This is a genomic window from Planctopirus sp. SH287 (genome assembly GCF_056500625.1).
This window is the reverse complement of sequence record NZ_CM151403.1, coordinates 3,962,447-3,986,024: the sequence shown is the minus strand read 5'-3', so window position 1 is coordinate 3,986,024 and position 23,578 is coordinate 3,962,447. Positions and strand designations below refer to the sequence as shown.

The window sequence follows — 23,578 nt, the reverse complement described above, 5'->3', positions numbered from 1 at the left end:
AGTAATCACCTGCCGTAAAAGCGGGTGCTATCCATCGAACTCAAAAAACGTAGCAAACACAGGACTGTGATCAAACCGCAGCAATAGCACGCAAGACACTGATCAAGGCGACGATCACGCCCAGCAGCATCACGGTGGCATAGGAATTGACCAGACCGTTCTGAATCGGTCGGATCATGCCACCTGCAATCACAGGAAGCAGCCCGACAGCATCAACAATCTTGTCGAGGATCATGCGATCAATGAAGTCGGCAATGGCAGCAAGTGCCGCCATTGGTTTCACAATCAACCAGTCATACAGATCATCAAAGTACAGCCCTTTCAGGGAAAACTGTTCCCAGATGCTGATCGGTGTGCTGGTGCTGTAAGCCGTGCGAGTCACTGAACCATACAGGCCATAAGCTGCTGCAATCCCTGCCAGTGCCAGAATGCTGCTCACTGCCATCATTCCCAGGTTCATCCCGGCTGGCTCAGCCGCTGGAAAGCCGGGAGTCTTTTCAATGTAGTGGGCATAAATGTGGGTTGGCCCCAGGATGATCCCGGCAATACATGCCAGCAGAGCCAGTGTGTAGAGCGGAATGGCCATCGCTGGTGGAGCATCATGCGGATGATGCCCAGCGGCTTCCGGGAATCGCTCTGGCCCGTGGAAGGTCAGGAAGTAAGCCCGGAAAGTGTAGAAGGCTGTCAGCAATGAGGTGAGCAGACCAACGGCCAGGATCACCATAAAGAACGCGCCGAAGGGGCCAACGCGAGTGGCTTCAAAAATCACGGAGAGAATCTCGTCCTTGCTCCAGAATCCTGAGAGCAACGGGAATCCCGCCAGAGCCAATGCTCCGCAAAGGAACGTGATGTGGGTGATGGGGAGTGATTTCTTCAATCCGCTGAACTGGCGCATGTCGATCACATCACCCATCGCATGCATGACGCTGCCTGCCGCCAGAAAGAGCACCGCTTTGAAGAAGGCATGCGTCAACAGGTGAAACATTGCAAAGGTTTCGGCATGAGCCGCTAAGGCCGGGCTGGCGGCAGCGGCACCTAGCGCCATGAACATGTAACCCAGTTGACTTACTGTGGAGTAAGCCAGCACTCGCTTGAGGTCGTATTGAGTCAGAGCCGTGATGGCCGCCACCAGCGCGGTAATCGCCCCCACAGCAGCAACGACTAACTGAGCAGTGGGAGAATGCACAAACAGCGGCGTACAGCGGGCGATCAGATAGACCCCCGCAGTGACCATCGTGGCGGCATGGATCAAAGCACTGACAGGCGTCGGCCCTTCCATCGCATCGGGCAACCACACATGTAGTGGGAACTGAGCTGATTTACCAATGGCTCCTAACAGCAGCAGCAGGCAGATCGTCGTAATCAATGTGGGCTGGCTGGCGGCCAATTCCGACAACTTCACTGGGTTCAGCACCGTTTCAAAATCGACGGAACCAAATGTCTTGTAGATCAGGAAAATGGCTGTCATCAAACCGAAGTCGCCAATGCGATTGACAACAAACGCCTTGCGAGCAGCAGCGGCTGCTGACGGTTTGTGATACCAGTGACCGATCAGCAGATACGAGCAGAGACCAACGCCTTCCCAGAAGACAAAGACTTCAATGAAATTGCCTGCCAGAACGAGCATGTTCATGGAAAACACAAACAGTGCCATCGCTGCGAAGAAGCGGGGATAGCCCTTGTCGCCGTGCATATAACTTGACGCAAAAATGGCGACCAGCAGGCTGACAAAATTGACCATCACGAGCATCAGGGCTGTCATCGCATCGGCACGCAGGACGATCCGGACATCCAGCCCGCCCACCGCCATCCAGCGATAGACTTCCAGCACATAAGGTTGATGTGTGACACCATGCCCGCCGTGAGCTGCAGGATCGTTGGAAGCCTTATGCTCAGCGGTAGCGTGATCACTGCCAGCCGTATTATTCGTCGCATGAACCGCTGTTTCTGGCGTGTCGGCAATGGAGCCGGGAACCACGATCACCAGCAAAAACAGAGCGGCGACTAACGAAGCCGCCAGCGCCAGAACCACAGGCCGGTGGGCGGTAGTTCGCCTGAAAACCTGCGCGATCAAGCCGCACCAGACAGCGGCTGCCAGGGGCGCTGCAGGAATCGTTGCAAGGGCGATATCAGACCAGTTTGCCACAGCCAGGCTTCCTTACTGCATCCGCTCAATCAATCATGGACTCAATAAAACAAGACGCTTCAAAACCGCAGACCCACTAGGCTCGCGAACCTTTGCCAGCGGGTTTGCTCGAAGTCAGCACTGGGCTGGAAACCTCACCATTCAGTCCAATCGAAGGCTTTCGACCGGCAGGAACCAGTTTGGGCATCGGTTCAGCCTTTGGTTCAATTTCTCGAGAAACAGAGTCAGCCATTGGCGGCATCAGTTCCTCTTCGCCCAGCGTTGTCCAGAGTCGGATATCCAGCGAATGAGTCCGCTGATAAAGAGCCAGGATAATGGCCAGGGAAAGCCCCGCCTCACAGGCCGCAATTGTCAGGATAAAAATGGTCAATGCCTGACCATCATGCTGGCCATGGTATTGACTGAAGGCTGTCAGATTGACGGAAACACCGTGCAGCATCAGTTCGGTTGAGAGCATCATCAGAATCAGATTACGACGGGTCAAAAAACCAATCGCTCCGAGACCGAAGAGAATCGCTCCAACAACGAGATAATGAGAAGGATCGGGACTCATAAGCTCCCTTGTGGTCGGCGCGGAGCGATGGCAATAGCACCAATCGTCGCAACCAGAAGAATGGTGCCCGCCAGTTCAACGGCGAACAGATAATCAGTAAACAGCGTGCGGCCAATCCCGCGTGGCGAACCCAGGTCGTTCTCAAACGGAAGGGAAGAGACATGCAGGTTCGACCGATCAATCGCCAGCAATTGAGGCTCAGCTGAACCAAAAGTCTTATCAATGCCGAAGAGCATGGTGCCAATCAACAGACACCCGAGAACAGTGGCCAAAAGAGGCTGCTGTGGTAACCGGTCATATCCGGTGCTTTTCTCCTGCTGAGCCAGCATGATCACAAACACGAACGTCACCACAATGGCCCCGGCGTAGACAATAATCGTCACAGCGGCCAGGAACGGGGCTGAATTGATCACGAACAGTCCGCAAACCCCGAGGGTTGCCACTGCAAACCACAACGCCGCAAACACGGGATTACGTTCCGTCGTCATGAACAGGCCGCCTAGCACTGCCGTGCCTCCTGCGGCATAGAACAGAAGATCACGAACCAGATCCCCTGTGGGTTGCAGGAAGACCCATCCCAGTGCAGCGATACTGGCCAAACTCAACAGGTATCCGACGACCTTGGGCCGTCGTTTACCGGTAGGAAACAGCGTCAGGATCGTCGCCCCCAGCAGGACGAGCGTTCCGATCAGTGATGCGTTCTCGGAAACCCAGTTCATGGCGGACATTCGATCGGAAGGAACAGAACTCTTTTCGTCTTAACAACACTGCAGAATCGATCCCATCACAGGGACTGAACTGCCTCTGACATCAACTGATTTTTTTAACTCGACAGACCTTCATTTCTGAAACCAGGCGGGTTGACCGCAAGTTCCGTCCCTGAAGTACCCCATGCAGGGGGTTCCCGTCAAACGAGGTGCAGGAGATCGCGACCAAAATCATTCACGATATCACTTCAAAAACTCAATCTTGCCTCAATGACCAATCACTCCCGATGTTTCTGCATTCGCTGACTTGTCACCTTGGGGAACCTGCGTGGCAGGGCCAACGGTCGGAAGTGAAGCAAATTCAGAAGCCGGGCCTAGCACTCCCCGATGCGTACGAATCGGATCGCGCGGGTTATCTTTGGTTTTATCAAAGACTTCCAGCAGTTTTTCCTTATCGAACAACATCTCTGCGCGAGTCAGCCCTGTGAGATCATAAATGTGTGTCAGCTCAATGGAATCCACTGGGCAGGCTTCTTCGCACATGCCGCAATAAATACATTTGAGTTCATCAATCACAAACGATTTGGGGCGTTTATCACGATCAGCCCAGAGCGGATCATCTTTGGGAGCTTCTTCGGCCACGATGCTGATGCACTTGGCCGGGCAAGCCGTCGAACACATCATACAGGCGACGCATTTGACGCGGCCCTGATCGTCGCGGTTGAGACGATGAACCCCACGGTAATGCAGCGGCAGGTCGGGCTTTTCTTCCGGGTACTGCTGAGTCACAGGACGGAAGTCAGCCACATGCCGGAATGAATTTTTCAATCCGCTGAAAATCGCCGGGAGAAACGTGGACTCCCAGAAACCCATTTCGGGTTCTTCCATCCAGACGACATCGGCATCAGGAATCGGAGTTTGTTGTTCAGCCATTGGGCACCTGAAATTCTGTCAGCCAGACAAATAAAAATTGAATTCGTCGCGATCGTCATGAATGAGCGTGAGCATGACCTTCGGGGGATTCCCCGAAGGCGACGGTCTGATCACTGACAATAAATTTGCCGCTTGTCCCGATCAGGCCAGCCGCAATGAAAATCGCCAGTGACCCCACCGTCAACGACCAGACAGGCCAATCGAATTGACGTACTGTCATCACCAGCAAAATATTGAAAGCCGCCATGGGGATCAGTCCCAGCCACGCCAGATTCATCAATTGATCGAAACGGAAGCGGGGGATTGTCCAGCGAATAAACATGATCAGCAGAATCACGGTCAGCACTTTGGCGAGCAGAACCATCACCTTCACCAGAGTGGCTCCGAGATAGGCACTCTCCGCTTCCGCGATCAATGGGAACTGCCACCCCCCAAAGAAGAGAATCACCGTGAGGAAGCAGACCGTAATGATGTGGGCATATTCGCCAAGAAAGTAGAGAGCAAACTTCATCGAGCTATATTCGGTATGGAAACCGCCCACCAGTTCCTGTTCGCACTCGGAAAGGTCAAACGGCAAACGGTTGGTTTCTGCCAATGCCGAAGTAAAGAAAATCAAGAGGGCCAGAGGCTGCGTCCAGACGTTCCATCCGATGATCCCCTGGTTGGCCTGATGTTCCAGTAACGTGTTCAGATTCAGTGAACCCGTCATGAGAACCAGACCAATAATCGACATCCCCAGCGGGATTTCATAGCTCACCACTTGCGCACTGGCACGCATCGAACCCAGCGAACTGTATTTATTATTAGAGGCCCATCCTCCCAGAATCACGCCATAAACACCCAGACTGCCAATGCAGAAAATATAGACCAGCCCGATATCGACGTTGGGAGCAATCACAAATCGCATCCATGACGGAGCCTGGTCGACCGGCCCAAAAGGAACGATCGCAAAGCCGGCCATCGCGGTAAAGACTGCAATGCTCGGCCCCAGGATGTAAAGCACCTTGTTAACGTGACCTGGGATGACATCTTCTTTGAGCAGGAATTTTGCCCCGTCAGCAATCGGCTGAAGCAGCCCTGCCCAGCCGACACGGTTCGGGCCGTAACGATCCTGAATGAACGCGGCCAGTCGACGCTCTACCAGAATCAGATAAGCGATGGTGCCCATCAGGCCGCCAAAGGCGACGCCAACAGTGATCAACGTTGTCAGAAAGAAAGTCCAGGTCATTTATCGGGTTCCTCCCGCAACAACTGCGGCAGCGCCATCAGCCACACCATTCATCCCCGAATCATGAGCTGACTTCAGGAAGACCCCTTCATCACCCAAGTCGCCAACAATCAAAGCCGCGAGTGCGGGAATCTCTCCGGCGATTTCCTGGCGAATCGTCACCGCATGGAACATGCCACTTCGTCCCGCTAATTCATAAGTGATCCGGCCATCGGGCCAGGCATCTCCGGGGGAACGCAAGCCGCGATGAATGGCCTGAGCCAGGCCAGCGTGATTCACAAATGTCCCATCGCGTTCAACCCACGATGTTCCCGGCAAGACAAACGTCGCGTAAGGCAACGCAGGCGAGTCAAGCAGATCCTGCACAATCACCAGTTTCGCTGTTGCCAGCTTCTTGGCCTGATCGTCAGTCACCCATCCCATCGGATCGCCACCGACGAGATAAATGGACTCAATGGCACCGCTGGCGACTTGATCCAGCGTAGAATCCAGTGAAGACACCTCTCCGCCAAAGTGCTCCAGAACGGCCAGAACACCGATTCGATTCGGAGCCTTTTCTGCATGAATCGTGAACTTGGGAGTCCCTGTGGCGTTGCCGTAAAGGTCTTTCGGATAATTGTCGTCTTCACCGATAACGCGAGGCGGTGTCATCGATAACTTGATCTGCGGTGAAAGCGACTTGGCATACTTCGAGAGCAGGTAGGCTTCTTCCACGGTCATATAAGGGGAAAGCACCACAGCCATTTTTCCCGAAGCTCGCCTGGCAGCTTCAGTCAGTGCCTGCTTGATCGCAGGAAGAATCTGCGGCCACGAGACCGCCGACATCCCCGTGGGCAGCTTCTGCATTGGGAACTTGAGGCGATGCTCGGAATGAATGTACTTCCAGCCAAAGCGGCCGTCGTCACACATGAATTCGCTTTTGGCCAGCGGGTTGGAACGTGGCTTCAGGCGATAGACCACATCTTTGTTCTGATCGACACGGATGCTGCAACCTGTGCTGCATCCATTGCAAACAGAATTTTTCCCTTTAAGCCACCAGACCCGCTGCTCGTAGAGAAAGTCTTTGCTACACAGAGCACCGACAGGACAGAGATCAACGACGTTGCCTGCCAGTTTGTTGTTGCAGGGCTTGCCGGGGAAAATATCGATCTCTTCGCCCGAACCGCGACTGACGACCTGAAGTTCTGCCGTTCCGGAGATTTCGCGTGTGAACCGCACACAGCGAGTACACATGATGCAACGGTCAGTGAAAAGTGTGATCTGATCACCGATGTACGGCTTATCTTTTTTCTGATTCTTTGGCTCAGCCAGTCGGCTATAGGCGCGACCATAACGGTAACTGAAATCCTGCAAGCCACATTCACCGGCCTGATCACAGACAGGGCAGTCGAGCGGATGGTTCAGCAGCAGGAACTCCAGCGTACCGGCCTGGGCTGCTTTGACTTTGGGAGAATTGGTGACAATCACCGTGCCATCTTTTACTGGCGTCTGACAGCCTGGAACGACTTTGGGAACCATGGCCACTGTGCCATCAGGCTTCTTGTCGCCCACTTCGACCAGACACATGCGGCAACTGGCAACGACGGAGAGGCTGGGATGCCAGCAATAGTGCGGGATCTCGACGCCAGCCTTCTGTGCCGCCTGAATGCAATTCAGCTTCTCACCGGCACCCAGTTCGACGGGCTGATCGTTGACGTAAACTGTGGGCATGACAAGGGACTTGTTTTAGAAGGAAAAATTGTGACCCGGACGGTAGTGGAGCATTAGCTCATCTTTCAGTGCCATGGACTTTTAGGGACTGGCACCACCGGCCTGATTTTGATTCTGGAACTGGCTGTCGTTTCGAAACGGAACTCCCTGGACTTCTTCGACAATCAACTGGCAGATTGCAGCATTGGGATAGAGCATAACCGGCAATGGCCCAAGGTTAATCAGCTCCAGCGTGATTGTCCCGGCAAACCCGGAGTGAATCGTAGGTGCTGTGAAATGAACGAGTAAACCACAGCGAGCGTATGAACTCTTACCTTCGACTCGTGCTGCTAACAACGGTTTAGAGGAAACTCGGTGAATTGGCAATTCGACCCTTTCGAGTGTTTTGCCGAGTACAAATTTCCCAGGCTGTAAAGCATAGGGCTGCTCATCTGTAATCGTTCTCGATTCGGAATTGGGGCCAAACAGGTCAGAGAATTTTCCACGACGGAGATCAATGTTGAGCGGCAGACCATCTTTAAAATAAGAGATTTCATTCCCAAGTCGAAGGTCAACGGAGGTTGTCTGGTACGGACATGCGAACGGTTGCAGAACATCAGGACGCGCAGGACTTGGAGTCGGCTTGATAACTAGCCGACCATCTTCCAGCGCCTCATGAATCGCCACGTTCGAAAGGATCATTAGTTCGTCAATCTTTGCTGAGACACAGGTACTGTCTCGCGATACTCACTGGGAAGTACAACCCACGTCGCCCCATTATCCTGAAAAACATCGACCCGCACTTTGCCTTTTGTACCCAGTTCCCCACGAACAAAACTGGACGGGACAAATGTAGACGACTGATCGCCATTACTCATTTCGTACACGACAGCGCGTTCGTCACTGAACATGCCTTTGAGGACTTCGCATTCCAACCATTGAGATGTCATGATCTGTCACTCCTCTTTGGGTATTGGCGACACGAATGATTTAGTGACTACTAACCAATTCACACGGCTTGATCGTTGAGCGGCCGCTCTGGATATATTCTTCGAATTCACTACGGAACTTGCGAACTGCGTTCTTGATTGGCCAGCCGGCACCATCAGCCAGACCGCAGATGGTGGTGCCTGGCATCATGCCGATGCTGTTTGAGACTTCCAGTAGCAAGTCCAGGTCTTCCATCCGGCCTTGTCCGCTACGAATGCGGTGGAGAATCCGCTGCATCCAGTTAGTTCCTTCACGGCAAGGCGTGCATTGTCCACATGACTCGTGAGCGAAGAAACGGGCACAGTTGTAAACGACATCCACGATACTTGTCTGATCATCGATGACCACGACGGCTGCTGTTCCCAGACCCAGGCAGCCCACTTTGCCGGGGCCGTTGAAATCGAGTGGCGTGTCGAGTTCAGAGGGAGCGAGGAATCCCATGCTGATCCCGCCGGGGACGACGGCTTTGATCCCCCGGCCGCCAGGAACGCCGCCACCATATTCCTCAATCAACTGACGGGCGGTAATCCCCAGCGGGACTTCATAGCAACCGGGCTTATTGACGTGACCGGAAAGACAATAGAGCTTCGGGCCATAGCTCCCCGCATCGCGAGGGTTGTTTGGATCAGGAGGAACGCCAATCGACTTGAACCATTCGATGCCACGCTTCAGGATCTGTGTCACACAGGCCATCGTCTCAATGTTGTTGACGATTGTTGGCTTGCGGAAAAGACCTTCAATGGCCGGGAAAGGAGGCTTGATGCGGGGCCAGGCCCGCTTGCCTTCAAGGCTTTCAATCAGGCCTGTTTCTTCGCCGCAAATGTAGGCCGCTGCACCGCGATGCAGTCGGACATCGAGATCGAAGCCAGAGCCAAAAACATTCTTGCCAAAGATCCCTTTTTCGTAGCAGTCAGCAACTGCTTTTTGCAGTGTGCGCCAGGCCTGACCGTATTCGTAGCGAAGATAGAGATAAGCGGTATTTGAGCGGATGGCATAGCAACTGATGGCAATGCCTTCGAGTACCTGGTGGGGGTCTTTTTCGAGAATGACCCGGTTGTTGAATGTCCCCGGTTCACTCTCGTCACCGTTCACTGCCAGATAGATCGGGCCGGGGTGATCTTTGGGCAGGAACGTCCACTTAAGCCCCGTGGGAAAACCTGCACCGCCGCGACCACGAAGCCCTGAATCTTTGACAAGATTCGTGACATCGGCCGGAGCCATGCCAAGTGCCTTTTTGAAGGATTCATAACCTCCGTCGGCGAGATAACTGTCCAGAGTATGGCTCTGATCTTTGTTGATCCGGGCCAGCAGGACGGGTTCGTAGGTGGGCATGGGAAGCTTCGCTGAGGTGGCGTTGAGTGTTTGGTAGAGGGATGCTTGTTGGTTAGGAAGATTGGCTGGCGAGTTCGCGTTTGACTTGGTTGGCAATCATATTGTAGCAGGGAAAACGTTTGAGTTCTTCATCGGTCGGCCAGACGTCGATAACCTGCCCGTCACGCGAGGTGCTCGCTGGCAGGCCATGCAACCAGCTTTCCATCACGGCCTCTTGAGTCGCCTGCTGAGCAAGTTCAGTCAGTCGCTCGTCAGTTATGTGAAGAGTGTTGGCTTGCATGTTTCAATTTCCACCAGAAAACCGCATCAAAAATCTGTATCTCTGATCCGTTGATGTTTGCGATCAGTCTAGGAAATTCGATTTGACTATTTTCATACACTCGGCATTGATCAACCAGCGGTAGATACATCTCAAACAGGTTCTCTGCAGATCGAAGATATCGTCGACGAATATCTTTCTCAGGGATGTCATGGCCACCTTTGAGAACCCGATCGTGAACTCGCCGTAAAGCCAGTTCCACATGGGGCAACCAAACGTAGAACAATTCGATCCGAAAACCTTTCTCCTTATAACCTCCCCAGACGAACGGAATGAGTTCGACTCGAGAGCGTTGATTCAAACGCAAAACTTGATCTCGTTTCACTTAACTCATCGAGTCGCCGCAGCATGTGTCGACCGGCTTCCATTTGAACCCGCTCGTCAGGCTGCTTAGACATCCCTCTGGCAATCGTATCCGCGTTGACAAACTCCGTGATTCCTAGTGCTGGCAGTATCTTTTCAGCAACCGTTGATTTCCCGGCTCCATTCGGTTCCCCGAATACGACACAGAGCGGTTGGTCGGGTGGATTCATAACCTGATCATCCCGCTTAGTGTTTCATTTCAATCAAACTTTCAATTGCTCAATCATTTTGTCAGCCATTTCATGAGTCACGTTGGGCACGCAGTCTTCATCGACGAGAACGCAAGGCGCCCCATCGCAGACTCCCAGGCATTCCGCAAATTCCAGCGTAATCTTGCCGTCTTCGGTGGTGCCGCCCGGAGACAGATGAAGCTTTTCGCACATATGTGCCAGCAACTCTTCACCACCACGCAGACCGCAACTGATGCTGCGGCACACCCACACGCGGTGCTTTCCAAGAGGGTTTTCTTCGGTGCGAAAGAACTGATAGAAGCTCATCGTATCATGAACTTCTGAAGGGTGCAGTTCGAGCAGTGCGGCGATCTCTTCGATGGCACCCGTTGAGACATGACGCATTTCATCATGGACGAGATGCAATGCCGGCAGCGTCACAGCCCGCTTGTTGGGGTATTTCGGGAACTGGGCGGTGATCTTCTCCCGCAGTTCATTGGAAAGAACGGTCATCGATCAAGCTCCGCTGCAATAATGTTCAAACTCCCCAGAATCGCGGGCACATCGCTCAGCATGTAGCTGGGCATAATGTGCTGGAACGTGGCGAAGTGAATGAAGGATGGGGGACGGCAGCGAGCACGATAAGCCCGTGGTTCGCCGTCAGCGACAATATAGAAGCCAAGTTCACCATTCGGAGATTCAGTGCTGGCGTAGAGTTCTTCTACAGGGACTTTGAACCCACGATTGGGCATGACCATCTCAAAATGATGGATCAGCCCTTCGATGCTTCGGTAGACTGCGGGCTTGGCCGGGAGAACCGACTTGCCTTCCAGATCCACATTCACCGGGCCAGCAGGGATGTTCTCCACCGCCTGATTGATGATCTTGATGCTCTCCAGCATTTCCTGCATCCGCACCAGATAACGGGCGTAGCAGTCACCGCTTTTTGAAGCGGCTACTTTAAAATCCAGATCGGCATAAGCCAGGTAAGGTTCATCTTTCCGCAGATCACGCACCACGCCTGAGGCTCGGGCAATCGGCCCGGTACATCCCATGCTGATGGCATCTTCACGCGAAAGAACACCTACCCCCTTCACGCGATCCACAAAGATCCGGTTGCGGGTCAGCAGGCGATCAACTTCTGCATGAACTTTGGGGAAGCCTTTCGCGAAGGCTCGAACCTTGTCAGCCCAGACATTGTCCACATCGAACATCACTCCGCCGACACGGGTGTAGCTCGTATGGAATCGCTGGCCAGAGGCGTATTCAACGATGTCGTAAATCAATTCCCGCTGCTGGAAGAAGTAGAGAAACGCAGTAAACGCTCCAAGATCAAGGGCCACAGCTCCCAGGCACAGCAGGTGATCATGCAGCCGCATCAACTCAGCCAGGATTGTCCTCAGATAGGTGCAGCGGGGCGTGATCTGGATATCAAGGAGCTTTTCCACCGTATGATGCCAGGCGATTTCATTCGCCAGCGGCGAGATATAATTCATCCGGTCAACAATCGTGACGTACTGATTGAAGTCGAGTTCTTCCCCGAGCTTTTCAAAGCCGCTATGCAGATAGCCAATATCCGGCTCGGCTTTGACAACCCGTTCACCATCGAGCGTGAGCACCAAACGCAGTGTGGTGTGTGTCGCAGGATGCTGAGGGCCAAAGTTGAGTGTCCAGAGGAACTCCGAGTCGACAGGTTCGCGCAGATGTGAACCCGCTCCCCCTCTGGTGGAGTGGGACGCAGCCGGGTTGAGCGAAGAGGCGACAACAGGCATGGTCAACCTTCAGGAATGACGGACAGTTCAAAGAATCGTTGGTAGACAGCAGAGGGAATTCAAAGCCAGGTCAGCAGTGTGCCATCAGAGTTTGACCTCTGAAAGCAGTACAGGGAGTCACTTTCAGGGGCAGGCACGATCAGGATTAACTTTCCGCTCGAGTAATCACCGGGAAGTTGTGTCGCTCCCCGCGTCCCTTCAATGGATAATCCTTACGCAGTGCATGGCTTTCAAATTCTGGCGGGCAAAGAATCCGCTGGAGATTTGGATGGCCTGTAAAGTGAATTCCGAACAGATCGTAGACTTCGCGTTCCGTCCAGTCTGCTGTTTTCCAGAGGCTGTACATTGAGGGAAGTTTGGGAGCAGGCTCATTGACAAATGTTTTTACGATCAGGCGTTCGCGTGTGGCGGTATTCACCAGAACATAGATTACGCCAAACCGATCAACGGCACCTGGGTATTCAAGATAATCGCAACAGGTGACATCGCTCAGGAAATCGAACCCCTGGGCGTGCTTCAGATGCGACATCAGTTCTTCGAGACGGTCAGCCGGAACAATGACGCGATGGTTGTCACGAAAGGCTTCTGCCTTGAGGACGCCACCCATGTGTTCGTTGAGTGCTGCGAAGTCCACCGAAACCTACCCTTCTTGGGGAATTGTCTGCTACAACCGAACCAACGCACCAAATACCAGACTTGACCAGCATCAGTAGAAGCGACACTTTCAGGAATTGACTTGTGGCAAGCTGGCGGGACGCTTAAGTGACACGGGTAACTCCAGCGGCGTCAACTGCAACTGTCCTTCACGAATACGAATGATCTCGTCGGCATCGAATGGGGCAGGCCCGGTCGGTCGGGTGCGGTACTGAAACTCCGTCCCCTGCATGGTGCCAGTTTGCTGGACAATGTCCTGAAGCTGCATAATGCCCGCAATTAATTGCTCGGGGCGTGGTGGGCAACCCGGCACGTAGAGATCAACCGGGATAAAGCGATCAACACCCTGGACAACGGCATACGTATCAAACACGCCGCCCGTGCAGGCGCACGCCCCCATCGAGATGCACCATTTAGGTTCGGGCATCTGGAGCCAGATGCGTTGAAGCACGGGCATCATCTTCATCGCCACGCGGCCCGCCACAATCAGCAGGTCACATTGCCGGGGGGAAAATCGCATCACCTCTGCACCGAAACGGGCCAGGTCATATCGTGAAGAAGCGGTCGCCATCAATTCAATGCCGCAGCAGGCTGTTGCAAACGGCATGGGCCAAAGGCTGTTTTTGCGTGCCCAGCTCGAAGCTGCGTTTAACGTTGTCAGGAAAACGTTGTCAGGCAGTCCCTTCTGAGGATTGACAAACGGACTCGATGTTCCGGCTGTTCCGGAAGGTGGGGCTATCGCCATTTGAACACACCCTTTCGCCAGGCGTAAATGTAGGCAATTGCAAGAGTTGCAAAGAAAACCAGCATCACGCTGTAGACCGTGTTGCTAAGTGCCTGAGGAACGCCACCTTCGCCAAGATAAGCGGCAACGGCCCAGGGATACATAAAGAGAAGCTCAACGTCGAAAATCAGAAAGAGAATCGCGACGAGATAGAATTTCACATCGAATGGCTGCCGGGCATCCCCTATAGGATCCATCCCCGACTCGTACGGCATCTGCTTGACAGGCGTCCGGTTTTTAGGCCCGATGATATGCGTCAGAATCAGATTCGTGATCACGAATCCGAACAGCACCCCGGCATAAATCAGAACTGCGAATAAGCCGTCCATTCCGATCCGTTCTACTGGCTTGGCCCACAGAAAATTGCCTGTGAACGTTATTCTGGCTCCGTCTGCAATTCTTGTAAACGTCTTGCCACAAATACTTTAGTGGTCTTGTTGGAGGCTTGTTTCGACAGGATTTTCACTAAGAAAACTGGCGAGCGAAACCTCATGTTCATCGACGCAAAGCTGTAAGCCAATTCTAGTTCCACCCGCTCTTAACTTCAACCACTCCCCGAATTCAATGCCCACGTTTTCACTTCGGTGTTAAAAACACAACATAATGTGCGAAAAAGGCTTACAGCAAAAAGAGCTGGCCCCCCTTCGCTCTTTGACCCACCCTCACAAATTCGCAAGCGTGAAGCGGACTCCGCGATTCACCGGTTATTGCCAGTAGCAATCCCCGTTGTTCAAAGCCTGATTTCGTGTGACTCTTTGGATGAGGTGACTGTCTTGCAGGCCGCCCTCGATTGAAGTTGGCGCCAAGATACGGGAAACTGCCTTGCTGAGCAGCGTCAGTCACTATTGCTAACGCCTCATTGCTGACAACTCGAAGGCCACCGATCACATGTCATCTCCACGCGTCTGCATTCTGCGTGCTCCCGGAACCAACTGTGACCAGGAAACGGCCCATGCCTTTGAGATTTGCGGCGGGCAGCCCGAGGTTCTCCATCTCAACCGGATTCTGGAAAACCCTTCTCTGCTAAGCGGTTTTCAGATTCTCTGTATCCCCGGCGGCTTCAGTTATGGTGACGACATTGGCTCTGGCGTGATTTTCGCCAGTCAACTCCGAACGGCACTGGGTCAGGAGATCGGTGAGTTTCTCGCTGGCGATAAGCTGGTGCTGGGTATTTGCAACGGCTTTCAGACACTGCTGAAAGCCGGCATTCTTCCCGAGGGGGCCAACAGCTGGAATCATCAGGCCGAGCACACAGCTCCCGCTGACGCCACGCTGACATGGAACGCGAATGGTCGCTACACCGCCCGCTGGGTGCGGCTCAAAGCCACCTCCAGCAACTCTGTTTTCCTCAGAGGGATCGATGAGCTTGATCTGCCGATTGCTCACGCAGAAGGACGGATCGTCGTGCGTGACCTGTCGGTGCTTGAAAACTGGGAAGCCCGCCAGCAACTGGCGCTGACTTATCAGCCCTGGCAAAAATATCACAGTGCGGAACGAGTGGTTTCAACGGCTCAGGCGGGCGCTGCCGTGGCCACTCCCATCATGTTGCAGGCGAACCCCAATGGATCGGTTGCCGATCTTGCCGGGCTGTGTGATCCTTCGGGTAAAGTTCTGGGGTTGATGCCACATCCCGAACGCTTTCTCTTTGCGACGCAGCATCCCAACTGGACGCGATTGAACCTGAAGGGCGATGGCGCGGGGAAGCAGATCTTCCAGAACGCCATCGACTACTTCAGTTAGACCATTGTTCTTCCCTTGTGTCATACGCACGGGGCGATGGCGTGATTGGGATTGGAGTTCCTGTTCGATCAGGCCGGTTTGAAACAGTGCTGGATTTCGTGCTGATGCTCGAGCAGCCAGTCAATCGACGGCTCATGGTTCATGGCTTTCGCAATGGCTTTTGCCGTGGCCTGACGATGTGTGTCGAAGAGAATGTTATGGTCAATCTCGACCTCCGTCACACTGGGATCAAGCCAGACAGACACAATAATGCCAATGTCATTGGCTTTTTCTTTGGGGATATCTCCTTTGCGAACTGCGTCCAGCACGCCGTTTGCAATCGCTGCCTGTACTGTCCCCATGAGGATATTGGTGTAGGCCTCGCTCTTGACCGTCACCTTACTCACCATCAACGTGGCGGGACGTACCTGCACATCACAATTGAGAATCGCAAAAACTCGCGAGTGCCCCTTGATCTGGTCGCCGAGCAGATTTGCCATGGCATAACCGACGGGGCCGTCCAGTTCGCCAATGACGACTTCCGGCTCGGCTGCTGACCATGCCGGCTCAGCTTCGACAAGAGCTTCTCCGGTGCGCATGCCAATTCGAGGGAGTGCTGCCACGGGAGCGGCTGGCGCAGCCTTCTTCACGGTTTTGGCTGGAGCTGACTTTGCTGCTGTCGTTTTCCTGGGTGCTGCTGCCTTCTTCTTGGCCATGGATGTCACTTTCTGTGAAGAATGCGGTCGATGAAGCTGGAGTTGAAAAATGATCCCTCTGGGCAGGAAATCCTGTGATGAGAGAATCAACGAGACGTCTTTCCAGAGTTTCTCTGACGAGACGCAACCCGCGCGATGAAAGCATGCGAATCGGCAATATGAGTTGTCAACCAGTGGTTAAGGAAGAAAGCCACAGAGCCGGGTTGAGGCAGGCGGTTTCGATGGTTTTGATGCAGAAACGCAACAAGCCAATGTGGCTTTAAGAGGCTATCCGAAAACGCTCAAACCCTTCTCCGTCGAGGGAGAAGGTGGCCGTAGGCCGGATGAGGGGATTGGCATTGGCTTTGAAAAACACAGCTGGTTCATCGGCCCTCACCCCGGCCCTCTCCCGCAAGCGGGAGAGGGAGCCTTCCCGGATAGGCTTTAAGAGGCCTCAAGCGTCACGGATCAGAATTATCCGACACTCACATTCTGCATTTGGATCAGCTCTTCGTGAGCTTGTAATTCCAATAGTTTGCGGTGTTGCAGTCGTCGATATTCAGCCAGTCGGTGAACGGCATCCCGATACTGTAATGCCGCCCGATGCAATGCCAGACCAGCCTCTCCTTCAGCTACGAGATGGTGCAGCGTTTCATAAACAGGAAGAAACTCATTGCGAAGATATTCCAGCAATTCATACGTGGCGGCTTCTGTCTGTCGTGATAACTCACGCACAGCCAGCCGATCCTGGTGGCGCTGGATATGCGACATCTGCCGCATCACGCCCGAACTGTCAGAGGTGGGCTGCTGAGTTGTCGTTGTGGGATCAACCAGCCGACCAAACGGGCTGACCTGGCTTTTTTGCTGCTGCGTTAACTCTTCGGCTTTTTGCAGGCCGGCTTCGGCCTTGGCAAAGTCAGGCTTGACATCCAGTGCTTTCTTAAAGTTCTGAATTGCCAGAGGGTAGTTCTTTAATTCAATATAGACATTGCCCAGGTTCTGATAAGCTTCGGCAAATTTGGAATCCAACCGAATGGCTTCACGGTAAGCCGAGATGGCCATTTGCCATTGAGACAGCTTTCGATGAGCAATTCCAAGATTATAATACCCTTCGGCACAGCGTTTATCGCGAGCCAGCCCTTTACGGATCGTGTCGATCGCGCGCTGGTATTCGCCCATCCGGTTATAGATCGCGCCGGCATTGAATAGCGGTTTCCCATCAGTCGGCTTGAGTGCCCCGACTTCGAGAAAACTGTTGACCGCCTGGGGGTAGTCTCCGAGGCGAAAGCAAACAGAAGCCAATCCTTCCAGCGCTGCAATCGAAGCGGGTGTCTGAGCCAGAATGGACTGATAAAGGCGGATGGCTGATTGATAATCGCGGCTTTGAATCAGGTCGCGGGCCTGTTCCAGCAGTTCATCCTGTGAGGTGTTCGACATTTTCTGAACTCTCCAGAAGAACAGTCACGATCACATCCCGCTGATGGTACTCATCTGGCGAATGGCTTGCTCCTAGTATTCCAGGCATGGGCATTCCAGACCTTGGCATTTCAAGCATGTGAGTACAGAGGAAACCTGATTTGACTATAGACATTCTCTTCTCTTAGTCAGAAAAGAAATCCGCAGCCAAGTCATAAAATCTTCACAGTCATTCAAAAGAACGGCACAAAAGAACAGTGTGGCTTCTGCCGGAAGCGTTTATTCTTTCGCAGATTGTTCGGTGGAAAAAGGGCCTGAATCGTCACCATGGTCGGCACCATCGATGGCATCATCGGCCTGTACGCTTTTGGCAATGGCTTCCAATAATGGGCTGATGTCTTCCAACTCTTTATCCGGCCCCTGCACCAGTGTCATTAATGTTCTGTCTCCCGTGCGAAAGGCGTGGACGCCGACTGTCGTCACAATGTCCAGGCAGACGAAGTCCAACTCACGAGCGGCATGCAGGCCAGGAGCACCAGCGGCAATAAACTGAGGATACTCGTCCATCTCTGGATAGATGTCACGATAAGTCTCGACAATCTGCTCAACGACATCTTCCGGGTCTTGGGGCGGATCCATGATCACAAGTGTGAAAAAGGAGCAACCGTTGGAATTCACGGTAATCGTGATCGCATCGTCGTTGGATTCTTCCGTCAGTGCCCAGCCGCGAGGATAGCTGAAAGAAAGTCCATGACCTTCAAAGCGGGCCAAATCTGCAACCATCAAAAAAGATCCTTAGTCATGCTCCGTCGGGAGCTGTGATCTTGACTCAACGATGACCTCACGGCGAATCACCATTACGAGATACCCGGCCACATGCCACCCGATCTCGTTTCCCCGGAACAGATTCACCATTCAACGAAGGAATCTTTCGCGTGGAGTCGAGGCACCTCACCTCAGAGGATAGGATAACTGGTTGCGGTTTCGCTGAGGAGTGACCACGAGATTGTCGGAGCCACGGTCTGTGAGTGGGAAAAAAACGGTCAACGCTGAAATTCGCCAGGCCTCTTTATTGAGGTTCTGGCAAAGCCTGCAAAATTTTCTGCGAGTTCATTGGCCAGGATGCGTGCTGGGAATGGTGGCCACGCTGTGGGTTCTGTGCCAGATCGATGCCGGTGGACTGCATCCCGGTTGGCCACAAGGGCCGGGGGTGACCATTGATGAATCGTTCAATGTTCAACAGGGCGTGTTTTTGTGCAGGGCTTTTTCGGCCTATGGATTGGCGGTCATCGATCCCCGTAGCCTGCAGGAAATTTTTCAGCAGGAGGTTTACCTTCCCGATCATCCCCCACTCGGGAGAATCTGGTTGGGGATTCACCATGAGTTTCTCAGGCACATCGTTGGTATTAAGAGCCTGGGCCAAGGGCCGGCAGGGATTGACTTCACGCTGGCACGGGCTGGTTCAGCGACGGCTTTTGGCCTGACCATTGCGCTGATGACGATCTGGGGAACCTGGTGGGGAGGCCGGATTGTGGGCCTGACAGCCGGGCTGGCGCTGCTGACGATGCCGCGGGTTTTTGCTCATGCGCACCTGGCGTCTCTGGAAACCACGACGAATCTCGCATGTACCGTTTTTTGTCTGGGAGCCGCCTGGGGGCTGGTGGTGAAGCCGGTTGCTGCCACTCATCAGCCTTCGGTTCCTCTCCCCCCGATTTCTACTGGTCGGCTCCTCTTTGTCGGCGCGCTGTATGGTTTGGCGTTGTTAACCAAGATTCAGGCGATCCTGCTGATCCCGCCGGTGGTGGTGTGGCTCGCTTATGTATACCGGTTGCGATCCGCCCGCGCGATCGGGTTAGCCGCCCTGGCCTCGGCCATTGTTTTCTTCAGTTGGCCCTGGCTCTGGAGTGATCCCATTGGTCACACAATGCAATACCTGGGACGAACAACGAACCGGGCCGAGCTATCGGTCTGGTATCTGGGACGTGCTTTTTCTGATCGCGCGGTTCCCTGGCACTACCCGCTGGTGACCAGTGCCATTGTGGTTTCGCTGCCCGTTTGGCTGTTGGGGTTTTATGGCTGTTGGCTGGTCTTTCTGGGGAAACTGCCGCAAGCCATGACTGATCCTCAGACGGCTGTTGTTCGCGGCCGCATGCTGCTGCGTTTCCTGCTGGTGCCGTTAATTGTCTTCAGCTTGCCGCATGTGGCTGTTTATGACGGAGAGCGGTTGTTCCTTATTATCTATCCGATGTTTGCCCTGATGATTGGTGTGGGGGCGGCCACATGCTGGGAACAGCTTTCTCGCATTGGTTGGCTCCCCCCGATCGCCATTCGCCGGGGCATCCAGATCGCCACAGGAGCGTTACTCCTTTGGCTGGTTGTCATTCAGATTCGCAGCAGTCCTTACTGGCTGTCGAACTACGGCGGCATGGTCAGTGGTGTGCGTGGAGCGAGGTTTCTAGGGATGGAAACCAGCTATTGGGCTGATGGGCTGAGCCGCAAGTTCTGGGAAGATTGCGAAAAGACCATCCCTCGCGGTGCAACTCTCTGGGTCGCCCCTGTGCTGCATCAGTTCCAACTGGATGACTGGAAATCACAGGTTCCGTCAATTGCTCGCAATGATTGGAAGCTGATCCCCTGGTCAATGACTGAGAACTCCCCTCGTTCAACAGATGAGAACAGCTATCTGGTCGTCTTCTGGAGAAGAGCAGATCTCCCAGTGGATCTTCAACAAGCACTGGCAAACACAAAGCCTTTGGTCGTCAGCTCTTTGGCAGGAGTCCCTCTTGCGGGACTTTATCCAATGCCACAGCTTTCTTCTGCGACTGAGACAACTGCGACTCAGACAACTGACAGCGAACAGTCATCGGGGAAGTAATCTCTCGCTGATCAGTTTATACAAACAAACAGACTCACGATGCCTGTTGAGCATCGTGAGTCTGTTTGTTTGAGCTTTGAAGATCGGTCGATGGACTCACGGAGCCATGGCAGGCCCGGCACAGCGGATCAGGTGGTCATGGTCGACATAGACCACTTCGATCGATTCGTCTTTGTGCGAGAAGGGAACTGGCCATCCCGAACGGATCGTCTTATCGAAGTAAATCGTGGCTTTGTAGTGGCAGTGCTTCAATCGAGCAGGGCCGACCATGGGGAAGAAGCGGCAATCGTCGATCCGGTCGACAATTGGTTCAACCACAATGCGAACATTGTTCATGCTGGTTTCCGCCAGGAAGACCCATCCCCCGGAGGTGATGTTCGGCATGGCCCGCATCACTTCATCCTGTGAGGGGGGATCCTGACAGAAGAGAGGAGCATGCTCCCCTTCAACGGGATCCAGAACGGGCACCTTTTCATAGCGTTCTTCGCGGACATAAGCGTCCTCGATCAGTTCGCTATAGTAAGGACTGACGGGGATGATGGGTGTGGTATCCCAGAAACCGGCAAACTGAAATGCGGTTCCCAGCAAGCCATCCCACAGAAGGAGCTTGCACCCGCTGCTGGATAGCGTCGTCATGCCAATGACAGCGACGAGCGCGAGGCGCTTAAGCCATCCGTTCTTGGGCATTTTCTCACTCCGATGGAACTAACTGACGATGTAGTGGTTTGAAGTCGGTGCCCCTCGCAATCGCAAGGGATCTACCGATTGCACTTTCTGTATCGATCGTCAGGCGTGTGAAACTGTGGGGATTTTTCGGATTTAACGGCTGTGAGGCCTCAGTTGATCTTGACCGGGTCATCAATCGGCGGTCATTGCCGTAGCATGATTGAAGATGATTAAGCCGTTGAGAACGCAGTGACATCCCTGTTCTCTAACGAATCATCAGGCGGGATGGTTCTGGCCACACTTAAGAATTCACCCTCTTTTGAGGCCGGATTACAGAGTTCTGGTGGACTCTGTCCTTATATACCCGGAATAGGTCTTCAGAAAATATGCCATGACATTGTCCATTGCTGGCCGTTGCTCCCGGTGAATCTCGATGACTATTACGTTTCTCAAAACATCGAATCCAAAGCCGGACTTTCTGGCAATAACTCGAACAAGAAAACGTCAGCGTGGCACACAGGCGGTGTTGAGAACGAACCCTTTCTGAGGGAGCGGCATGAACATCGGTGCTACAGCCGGCAAACCCATGACAATGTTTGTGCCTTATCTAATGGAAGAGACAATCGTTGGTCATTGGAAAGTCGCAGTAGGGCAGGCTCCCGCCTGCCTTTTCAGGTGCCGGAATTAATTCAGGAAGGCAGGCGGGGGCCTGCCCTACTTTTGATTGCTTTGGCAGAAAGTGCGTCAGTGTGGGTTATGGGCTGTCACTTCAGCCTACCTTTTAGGTGCTGGAATTAATTCAGGAAGGCAGGCGGGGGCCTGCCCTACTTTTGATTGCTTCGGCAGAAAGTGCGTTAGTCTGGGTTATGGGCGGTCACTTCAGGTCGAAACCGGCGGATTACGCAGGCGACATAACAGGTACTCCCGAAAAAATCGGAATAGTCTGTGCCTTTGGAACGTTTCCACCCGATGTAACAGGACAGGTGGAAGTCTTGCCCGCAGGGAATGCGAAGCAGACTTCCTCGAATCATGACAGAGGCGAACTCGATCGCCTTTCCGCCAGCAGCTGAATTCGACCGAAGGCCATTCTCGGTGTGTTCCGTCTGCACGGACTTTTGAGATCGAGACATCCCGGCAGTCAGATCACAACCGGTAAGGAGACCAGTTCATGCGTAAGTACGGTCAGTGGGTGTTGACGCTGGGATTGCTGGCCAGCATCCCGAATGTCGGCACTGCCGCTCCCTGGTCGTCGAAAGACGAACCAGCGCCGACAAAGTCTGCAAACAGCAATCAGAAGATGGCCGAAGACGTTGCCGCTGCCCTGAAACAGGCCAGGCTGCAAGGTTACGACATCGAAATCGCCTGTAAAGGTGGTGTGGCGACGCTGAAGGGGAAGGTCACTGACCCTAAGCAACGCGATAAAGCCAGCCAGGTCGTGGAACGTGTTCCCGGCGTCAAGTCGGTCAACAACGAATTGATCCTGGTCGATGCCCGTGATGCGAAGTCAACCGCTGGTGCCAAGGCAGCTGCCACTGCTGCTGCCTCACGTCAGCAGGTCACTCGCAACGAAATGCCACGCGAAGAAATGGGACGTGGAGTTCAGCAGGCTGGCGGTTCGATGAGTCCTGCCCGCCGCGATATTCAGCAAGTCAATTTTGAAGCGGGTGTTTCTAACCAGCAGATGGCTGAGCAGATCGCTCAGTCACTCACATCGGCTCAACTCGATGGGTACGATATTGAGATCCGTTACCAGAATGGCGTTGTGACGCTTGATGGTTCGGTTCCGACGTCAGCTCAGAAGGCAGCCGCTTCGCGTGCCTGCCAGTCCACAGCCGGCGTCTCCCAGGTTCAGAACAACCTGGTCTGCACCGAAGAGCGTGCTCCCATGGCAGGCCCAGGCCCTGCCGGCTATCCACAGATGGCTGGTGGCCCGATGGGCGGTCAGCCAATGGGTGGTGCTCCTATGGGTGGGCCACAAGTTTATGGTGCCGCTTTCCAGGGTGGGCCACAGCCAACACCAGCCATGGGAATGCCACCAGGTGGAATGCCACCCGCCGGCATGATGGGATCAGGAGGGATGCCTCCTGCCGGTATGCCAATGGGCGGTATGGGCCCAGGGATGCCCGGCGGTGGTGCTCCAGGTGCCATGTTCAACAATGCTTCGATGCCAGATCATGCCTGGCCAAGCTATGCCCAGTATCCGAACTATGCTGCTGTGACTTATCCCCAGCAGTACAGTGCCAGTGCCTTCCCTTACATCGGGCCGTTCTATCCGTATCCTCAGGTTCCGCTCGGTTGGCGTAAAGCCAGCCTGGAATGGGATGATGGATACTGGAACTTGAAGTTCCGCTCACGGACTGACAAGTGGTGGTGGTTCCTCAGCCCGAATAATTGGTAACGACTTGATTGACTCCCTTCACCGGGAGAATCCGAGAATGGCCGGCCCGCATCAGTGATTCACTGATGCGGGCTTTTCTCGTAAATACATGCAATTTTCCGAAGCTTTGCGTCCCGTTGTAACGATTATCTGGGTCATCTTGATGGGCTGCCGATTGGTCACGTCGATT

The 23,578-nt window shown here is 53.8% G+C and carries 22 protein-coding genes; 3 read left to right on the top strand and 19 right to left on the bottom strand.

Annotated elements, in window-relative coordinates:
• Window positions 1–70: 70 nt before the first annotated feature.
• From nuoL to SH287x_RS14665, 15 genes are all read right to left on the bottom strand, one after another.
• Window positions 71–2,146, bottom strand: coding sequence for an NADH-quinone oxidoreductase subunit L (gene nuoL / locus SH287x_RS14735; protein ID WP_479515109.1), 2,076 nt, complete (start codon window positions 2,144–2,146; stop codon window positions 71–73).
• Window positions 2,147–2,222: 76 nt separating this feature from the next.
• The gene (gene nuoK / locus SH287x_RS14730; RefSeq protein ID WP_479515108.1) at window positions 2,223–2,699 is read right to left on the bottom strand and encodes an NADH-quinone oxidoreductase subunit NuoK; all 477 of its coding nucleotides are present in this window, start codon (window positions 2,697–2,699) and stop codon (window positions 2,223–2,225) included.
• Window positions 2,696–3,418: an NADH-quinone oxidoreductase subunit J family protein gene (locus tag SH287x_RS14725; protein WP_479515106.1), complete on the bottom strand. Its 723-nt coding sequence runs from the start codon at window positions 3,416–3,418 to the stop codon at window positions 2,696–2,698. The genes nuoK and SH287x_RS14725 overlap by 4 nt, the downstream gene beginning before the upstream one ends.
• Before the next feature lie 255 nt (window positions 3,419–3,673).
• Window positions 3,674–4,339: a NuoI/complex I 23 kDa subunit family protein gene (locus SH287x_RS14720; protein ID WP_479515103.1), complete on the bottom strand. Its 666-nt coding sequence runs from the start codon at window positions 4,337–4,339 to the stop codon at window positions 3,674–3,676.
• 55 nt (window positions 4,340–4,394) lie between these two features.
• Complete coding sequence (gene nuoH, locus SH287x_RS14715; protein ID WP_479515101.1) at window positions 4,395–5,567, bottom strand: NADH-quinone oxidoreductase subunit NuoH; 1,173 nt, start codon at window positions 5,565–5,567, stop codon at window positions 4,395–4,397.
• Window positions 5,568–7,277, bottom strand: coding sequence for an NADH-quinone oxidoreductase subunit G (locus SH287x_RS14710; RefSeq protein WP_479515100.1), 1,710 nt, complete (start codon window positions 7,275–7,277; stop codon window positions 5,568–5,570).
• Window positions 7,278–7,358: 81 nt separating this feature from the next.
• Entirely contained in the window at window positions 7,359–7,958 is a 600-nt protein-coding gene (gene dcd / locus SH287x_RS14705; RefSeq protein ID WP_479515099.1) for a dCTP deaminase, read from the bottom strand.
• On the bottom strand, window positions 7,958–8,206 hold the full coding sequence (locus tag SH287x_RS14700; protein ID WP_479515097.1) for a hypothetical protein: 249 nt from the start codon (window positions 8,204–8,206) through the stop codon (window positions 7,958–7,960). The genes dcd and SH287x_RS14700 overlap by 1 nt, the downstream gene beginning before the upstream one ends.
• A gap of 40 nt (window positions 8,207–8,246) precedes the next feature.
• On the bottom strand, window positions 8,247–9,578 hold the full coding sequence (gene nuoF / locus SH287x_RS14695) for an NADH-quinone oxidoreductase subunit NuoF (RefSeq protein ID WP_479515095.1): 1,332 nt from the start codon (window positions 9,576–9,578) through the stop codon (window positions 8,247–8,249).
• Between the two features lie 52 nt (window positions 9,579–9,630).
• Entirely contained in the window at window positions 9,631–9,858 is a 228-nt protein-coding gene (locus SH287x_RS14690; protein ID WP_479515094.1) for a hypothetical protein, read from the bottom strand.
• A 605-nt stretch (window positions 9,859–10,463) separates the two neighbouring features.
• On the bottom strand, window positions 10,464–10,943 hold the full coding sequence (locus tag SH287x_RS14685; protein WP_479515092.1) for an NADH-quinone oxidoreductase subunit NuoE family protein: 480 nt from the start codon (window positions 10,941–10,943) through the stop codon (window positions 10,464–10,466).
• On the bottom strand, window positions 10,940–12,202 hold the full coding sequence (nuoD, locus tag SH287x_RS14680) for an NADH dehydrogenase (quinone) subunit D (RefSeq protein ID WP_479515090.1): 1,263 nt from the start codon (window positions 12,200–12,202) through the stop codon (window positions 10,940–10,942). The genes SH287x_RS14685 and nuoD overlap by 4 nt, the downstream gene beginning before the upstream one ends.
• 145 nt (window positions 12,203–12,347) lie before the next feature.
• Window positions 12,348–12,836 carry an NADH-quinone oxidoreductase subunit C gene (locus SH287x_RS14675; protein ID WP_479515089.1) on the bottom strand — a complete coding sequence of 163 codons (489 nt, stop codon included), beginning with the start codon at window positions 12,834–12,836 and terminating at the stop codon, window positions 12,348–12,350.
• A gap of 90 nt (window positions 12,837–12,926) precedes the next feature.
• On the bottom strand, window positions 12,927–13,601 hold the full coding sequence (locus tag SH287x_RS14670; protein ID WP_479515087.1) for an NADH-quinone oxidoreductase subunit B: 675 nt from the start codon (window positions 13,599–13,601) through the stop codon (window positions 12,927–12,929).
• The gene (locus SH287x_RS14665; protein ID WP_479515085.1) at window positions 13,592–13,969 is read right to left on the bottom strand and encodes an NADH-quinone oxidoreductase subunit A; all 378 of its coding nucleotides are present in this window, start codon (window positions 13,967–13,969) and stop codon (window positions 13,592–13,594) included. The genes SH287x_RS14670 and SH287x_RS14665 overlap by 10 nt, the downstream gene beginning before the upstream one ends.
• A gap of 559 nt (window positions 13,970–14,528) precedes the next feature.
• Between SH287x_RS14665 and SH287x_RS14660 the strand changes: the two genes are divergently transcribed.
• Window positions 14,529–15,380, top strand: a complete 852-nt coding sequence (locus SH287x_RS14660) for a phosphoribosylformylglycinamidine synthase subunit PurQ (RefSeq protein ID WP_479515083.1) — start codon at window positions 14,529–14,531, stop codon at window positions 15,378–15,380.
• A 68-nt stretch (window positions 15,381–15,448) separates the two neighbouring features.
• On the opposite strand, the gene fae is transcribed toward SH287x_RS14660, so the two are convergent.
• The 3 genes from fae to SH287x_RS14645 form a co-directional block, all read right to left on the bottom strand.
• The gene (gene fae / locus SH287x_RS14655; protein WP_479515081.1) at window positions 15,449–16,075 is read right to left on the bottom strand and encodes a formaldehyde-activating enzyme; all 627 of its coding nucleotides are present in this window, start codon (window positions 16,073–16,075) and stop codon (window positions 15,449–15,451) included.
• Between the two features lie 453 nt (window positions 16,076–16,528).
• Window positions 16,529–17,491, bottom strand: a complete 963-nt coding sequence (locus SH287x_RS14650; protein WP_479515080.1) for a tetratricopeptide repeat protein — start codon at window positions 17,489–17,491, stop codon at window positions 16,529–16,531.
• Window positions 17,492–17,749: 258 nt separating this feature from the next.
• Complete coding sequence (locus tag SH287x_RS14645) at window positions 17,750–18,253, bottom strand: hypothetical protein (protein WP_479515078.1); 504 nt, start codon at window positions 18,251–18,253, stop codon at window positions 17,750–17,752.
• A 223-nt stretch (window positions 18,254–18,476) separates the two neighbouring features.
• Between SH287x_RS14645 and SH287x_RS14640 the strand changes: the two genes are divergently transcribed.
• Window positions 18,477–20,345, top strand: a complete 1,869-nt coding sequence (locus SH287x_RS14640) for an ArnT family glycosyltransferase (protein WP_479515077.1) — start codon at window positions 18,477–18,479, stop codon at window positions 20,343–20,345.
• A gap of 96 nt (window positions 20,346–20,441) precedes the next feature.
• On the opposite strand, the gene SH287x_RS14635 is transcribed toward SH287x_RS14640, so the two are convergent.
• A complete protein-coding gene (locus tag SH287x_RS14635) occupies window positions 20,442–21,032 on the bottom strand; it encodes a hypothetical protein (RefSeq protein ID WP_479515075.1) in 591 nt (196 codons plus the stop codon).
• Between the two features lie 1,147 nt (window positions 21,033–22,179).
• Between SH287x_RS14635 and SH287x_RS14630 the strand changes: the two genes are divergently transcribed.
• A complete protein-coding gene (locus tag SH287x_RS14630; RefSeq protein ID WP_479515073.1) occupies window positions 22,180–23,409 on the top strand; it encodes a BON domain-containing protein in 1,230 nt (409 codons plus the stop codon).
• Window positions 23,410–23,578 lie beyond the last annotated feature (169 nt).

Coding starts and splice junctions, on each gene's coding strand:
- nuoK (WP_479515108.1), bottom strand. CDS start 2,699: ATGAGTCCCGATCCTTCTCATTATCTCGTTGTTGGAGCGATTCTCTTC.
- SH287x_RS14725 (WP_479515106.1), bottom strand. CDS start 3,418: ATGAACTGGGTTTCCGAGAACGCATCACTGATCGGAACGCTCGTCCTG.
- SH287x_RS14720 (WP_479515103.1), bottom strand. CDS start 4,339: ATGGCTGAACAACAAACTCCGATTCCTGATGCCGATGTCGTCTGGATG.
- nuoH (WP_479515101.1), bottom strand. CDS start 5,567: ATGACCTGGACTTTCTTTCTGACAACGTTGATCACTGTTGGCGTCGCC.
- SH287x_RS14710 (WP_479515100.1), bottom strand. CDS start 7,277: ATGCCCACAGTTTACGTCAACGATCAGCCCGTCGAACTGGGTGCCGGT.
- dcd (WP_479515099.1), bottom strand. CDS start 7,958: ATGATCCTTTCGAACGTGGCGATTCATGAGGCGCTGGAAGATGGTCGG.
- SH287x_RS14700 (WP_479515097.1), bottom strand. CDS start 8,206: ATGACATCTCAATGGTTGGAATGCGAAGTCCTCAAAGGCATGTTCAGT.
- nuoF (WP_479515095.1), bottom strand. CDS start 9,578: ATGCCCACCTACGAACCCGTCCTGCTGGCCCGGATCAACAAAGATCAG.
- SH287x_RS14690 (WP_479515094.1), bottom strand. CDS start 9,858: ATGCAAGCCAACACTCTTCACATAACTGACGAGCGACTGACTGAACTT.
- SH287x_RS14685 (WP_479515092.1), bottom strand. CDS start 10,943: ATGACCGTTCTTTCCAATGAACTGCGGGAGAAGATCACCGCCCAGTTC.
- nuoD (WP_479515090.1), bottom strand. CDS start 12,202: ATGCCTGTTGTCGCCTCTTCGCTCAACCCGGCTGCGTCCCACTCCACC.
- SH287x_RS14670 (WP_479515087.1), bottom strand. CDS start 13,601: ATGGCGATAGCCCCACCTTCCGGAACAGCCGGAACATCGAGTCCGTTT.
- SH287x_RS14665 (WP_479515085.1), bottom strand. CDS start 13,969: ATGGACGGCTTATTCGCAGTTCTGATTTATGCCGGGGTGCTGTTCGGA.
- SH287x_RS14660 (WP_479515083.1), top strand. CDS start 14,529: ATGTCATCTCCACGCGTCTGCATTCTGCGTGCTCCCGGAACCAACTGT.
- fae (WP_479515081.1), bottom strand. CDS start 16,075: ATGGCCAAGAAGAAGGCAGCAGCACCCAGGAAAACGACAGCAGCAAAG.
- SH287x_RS14650 (WP_479515080.1), bottom strand. CDS start 17,491: ATGTCGAACACCTCACAGGATGAACTGCTGGAACAGGCCCGCGACCTG.
- SH287x_RS14645 (WP_479515078.1), bottom strand. CDS start 18,253: ATGGTTGCAGATTTGGCCCGCTTTGAAGGTCATGGACTTTCTTTCAGC.
- SH287x_RS14635 (WP_479515075.1), bottom strand. CDS start 21,032: ATGCCCAAGAACGGATGGCTTAAGCGCCTCGCGCTCGTCGCTGTCATT.
- SH287x_RS14630 (WP_479515073.1), top strand. CDS start 22,180: ATGCGTAAGTACGGTCAGTGGGTGTTGACGCTGGGATTGCTGGCCAGC.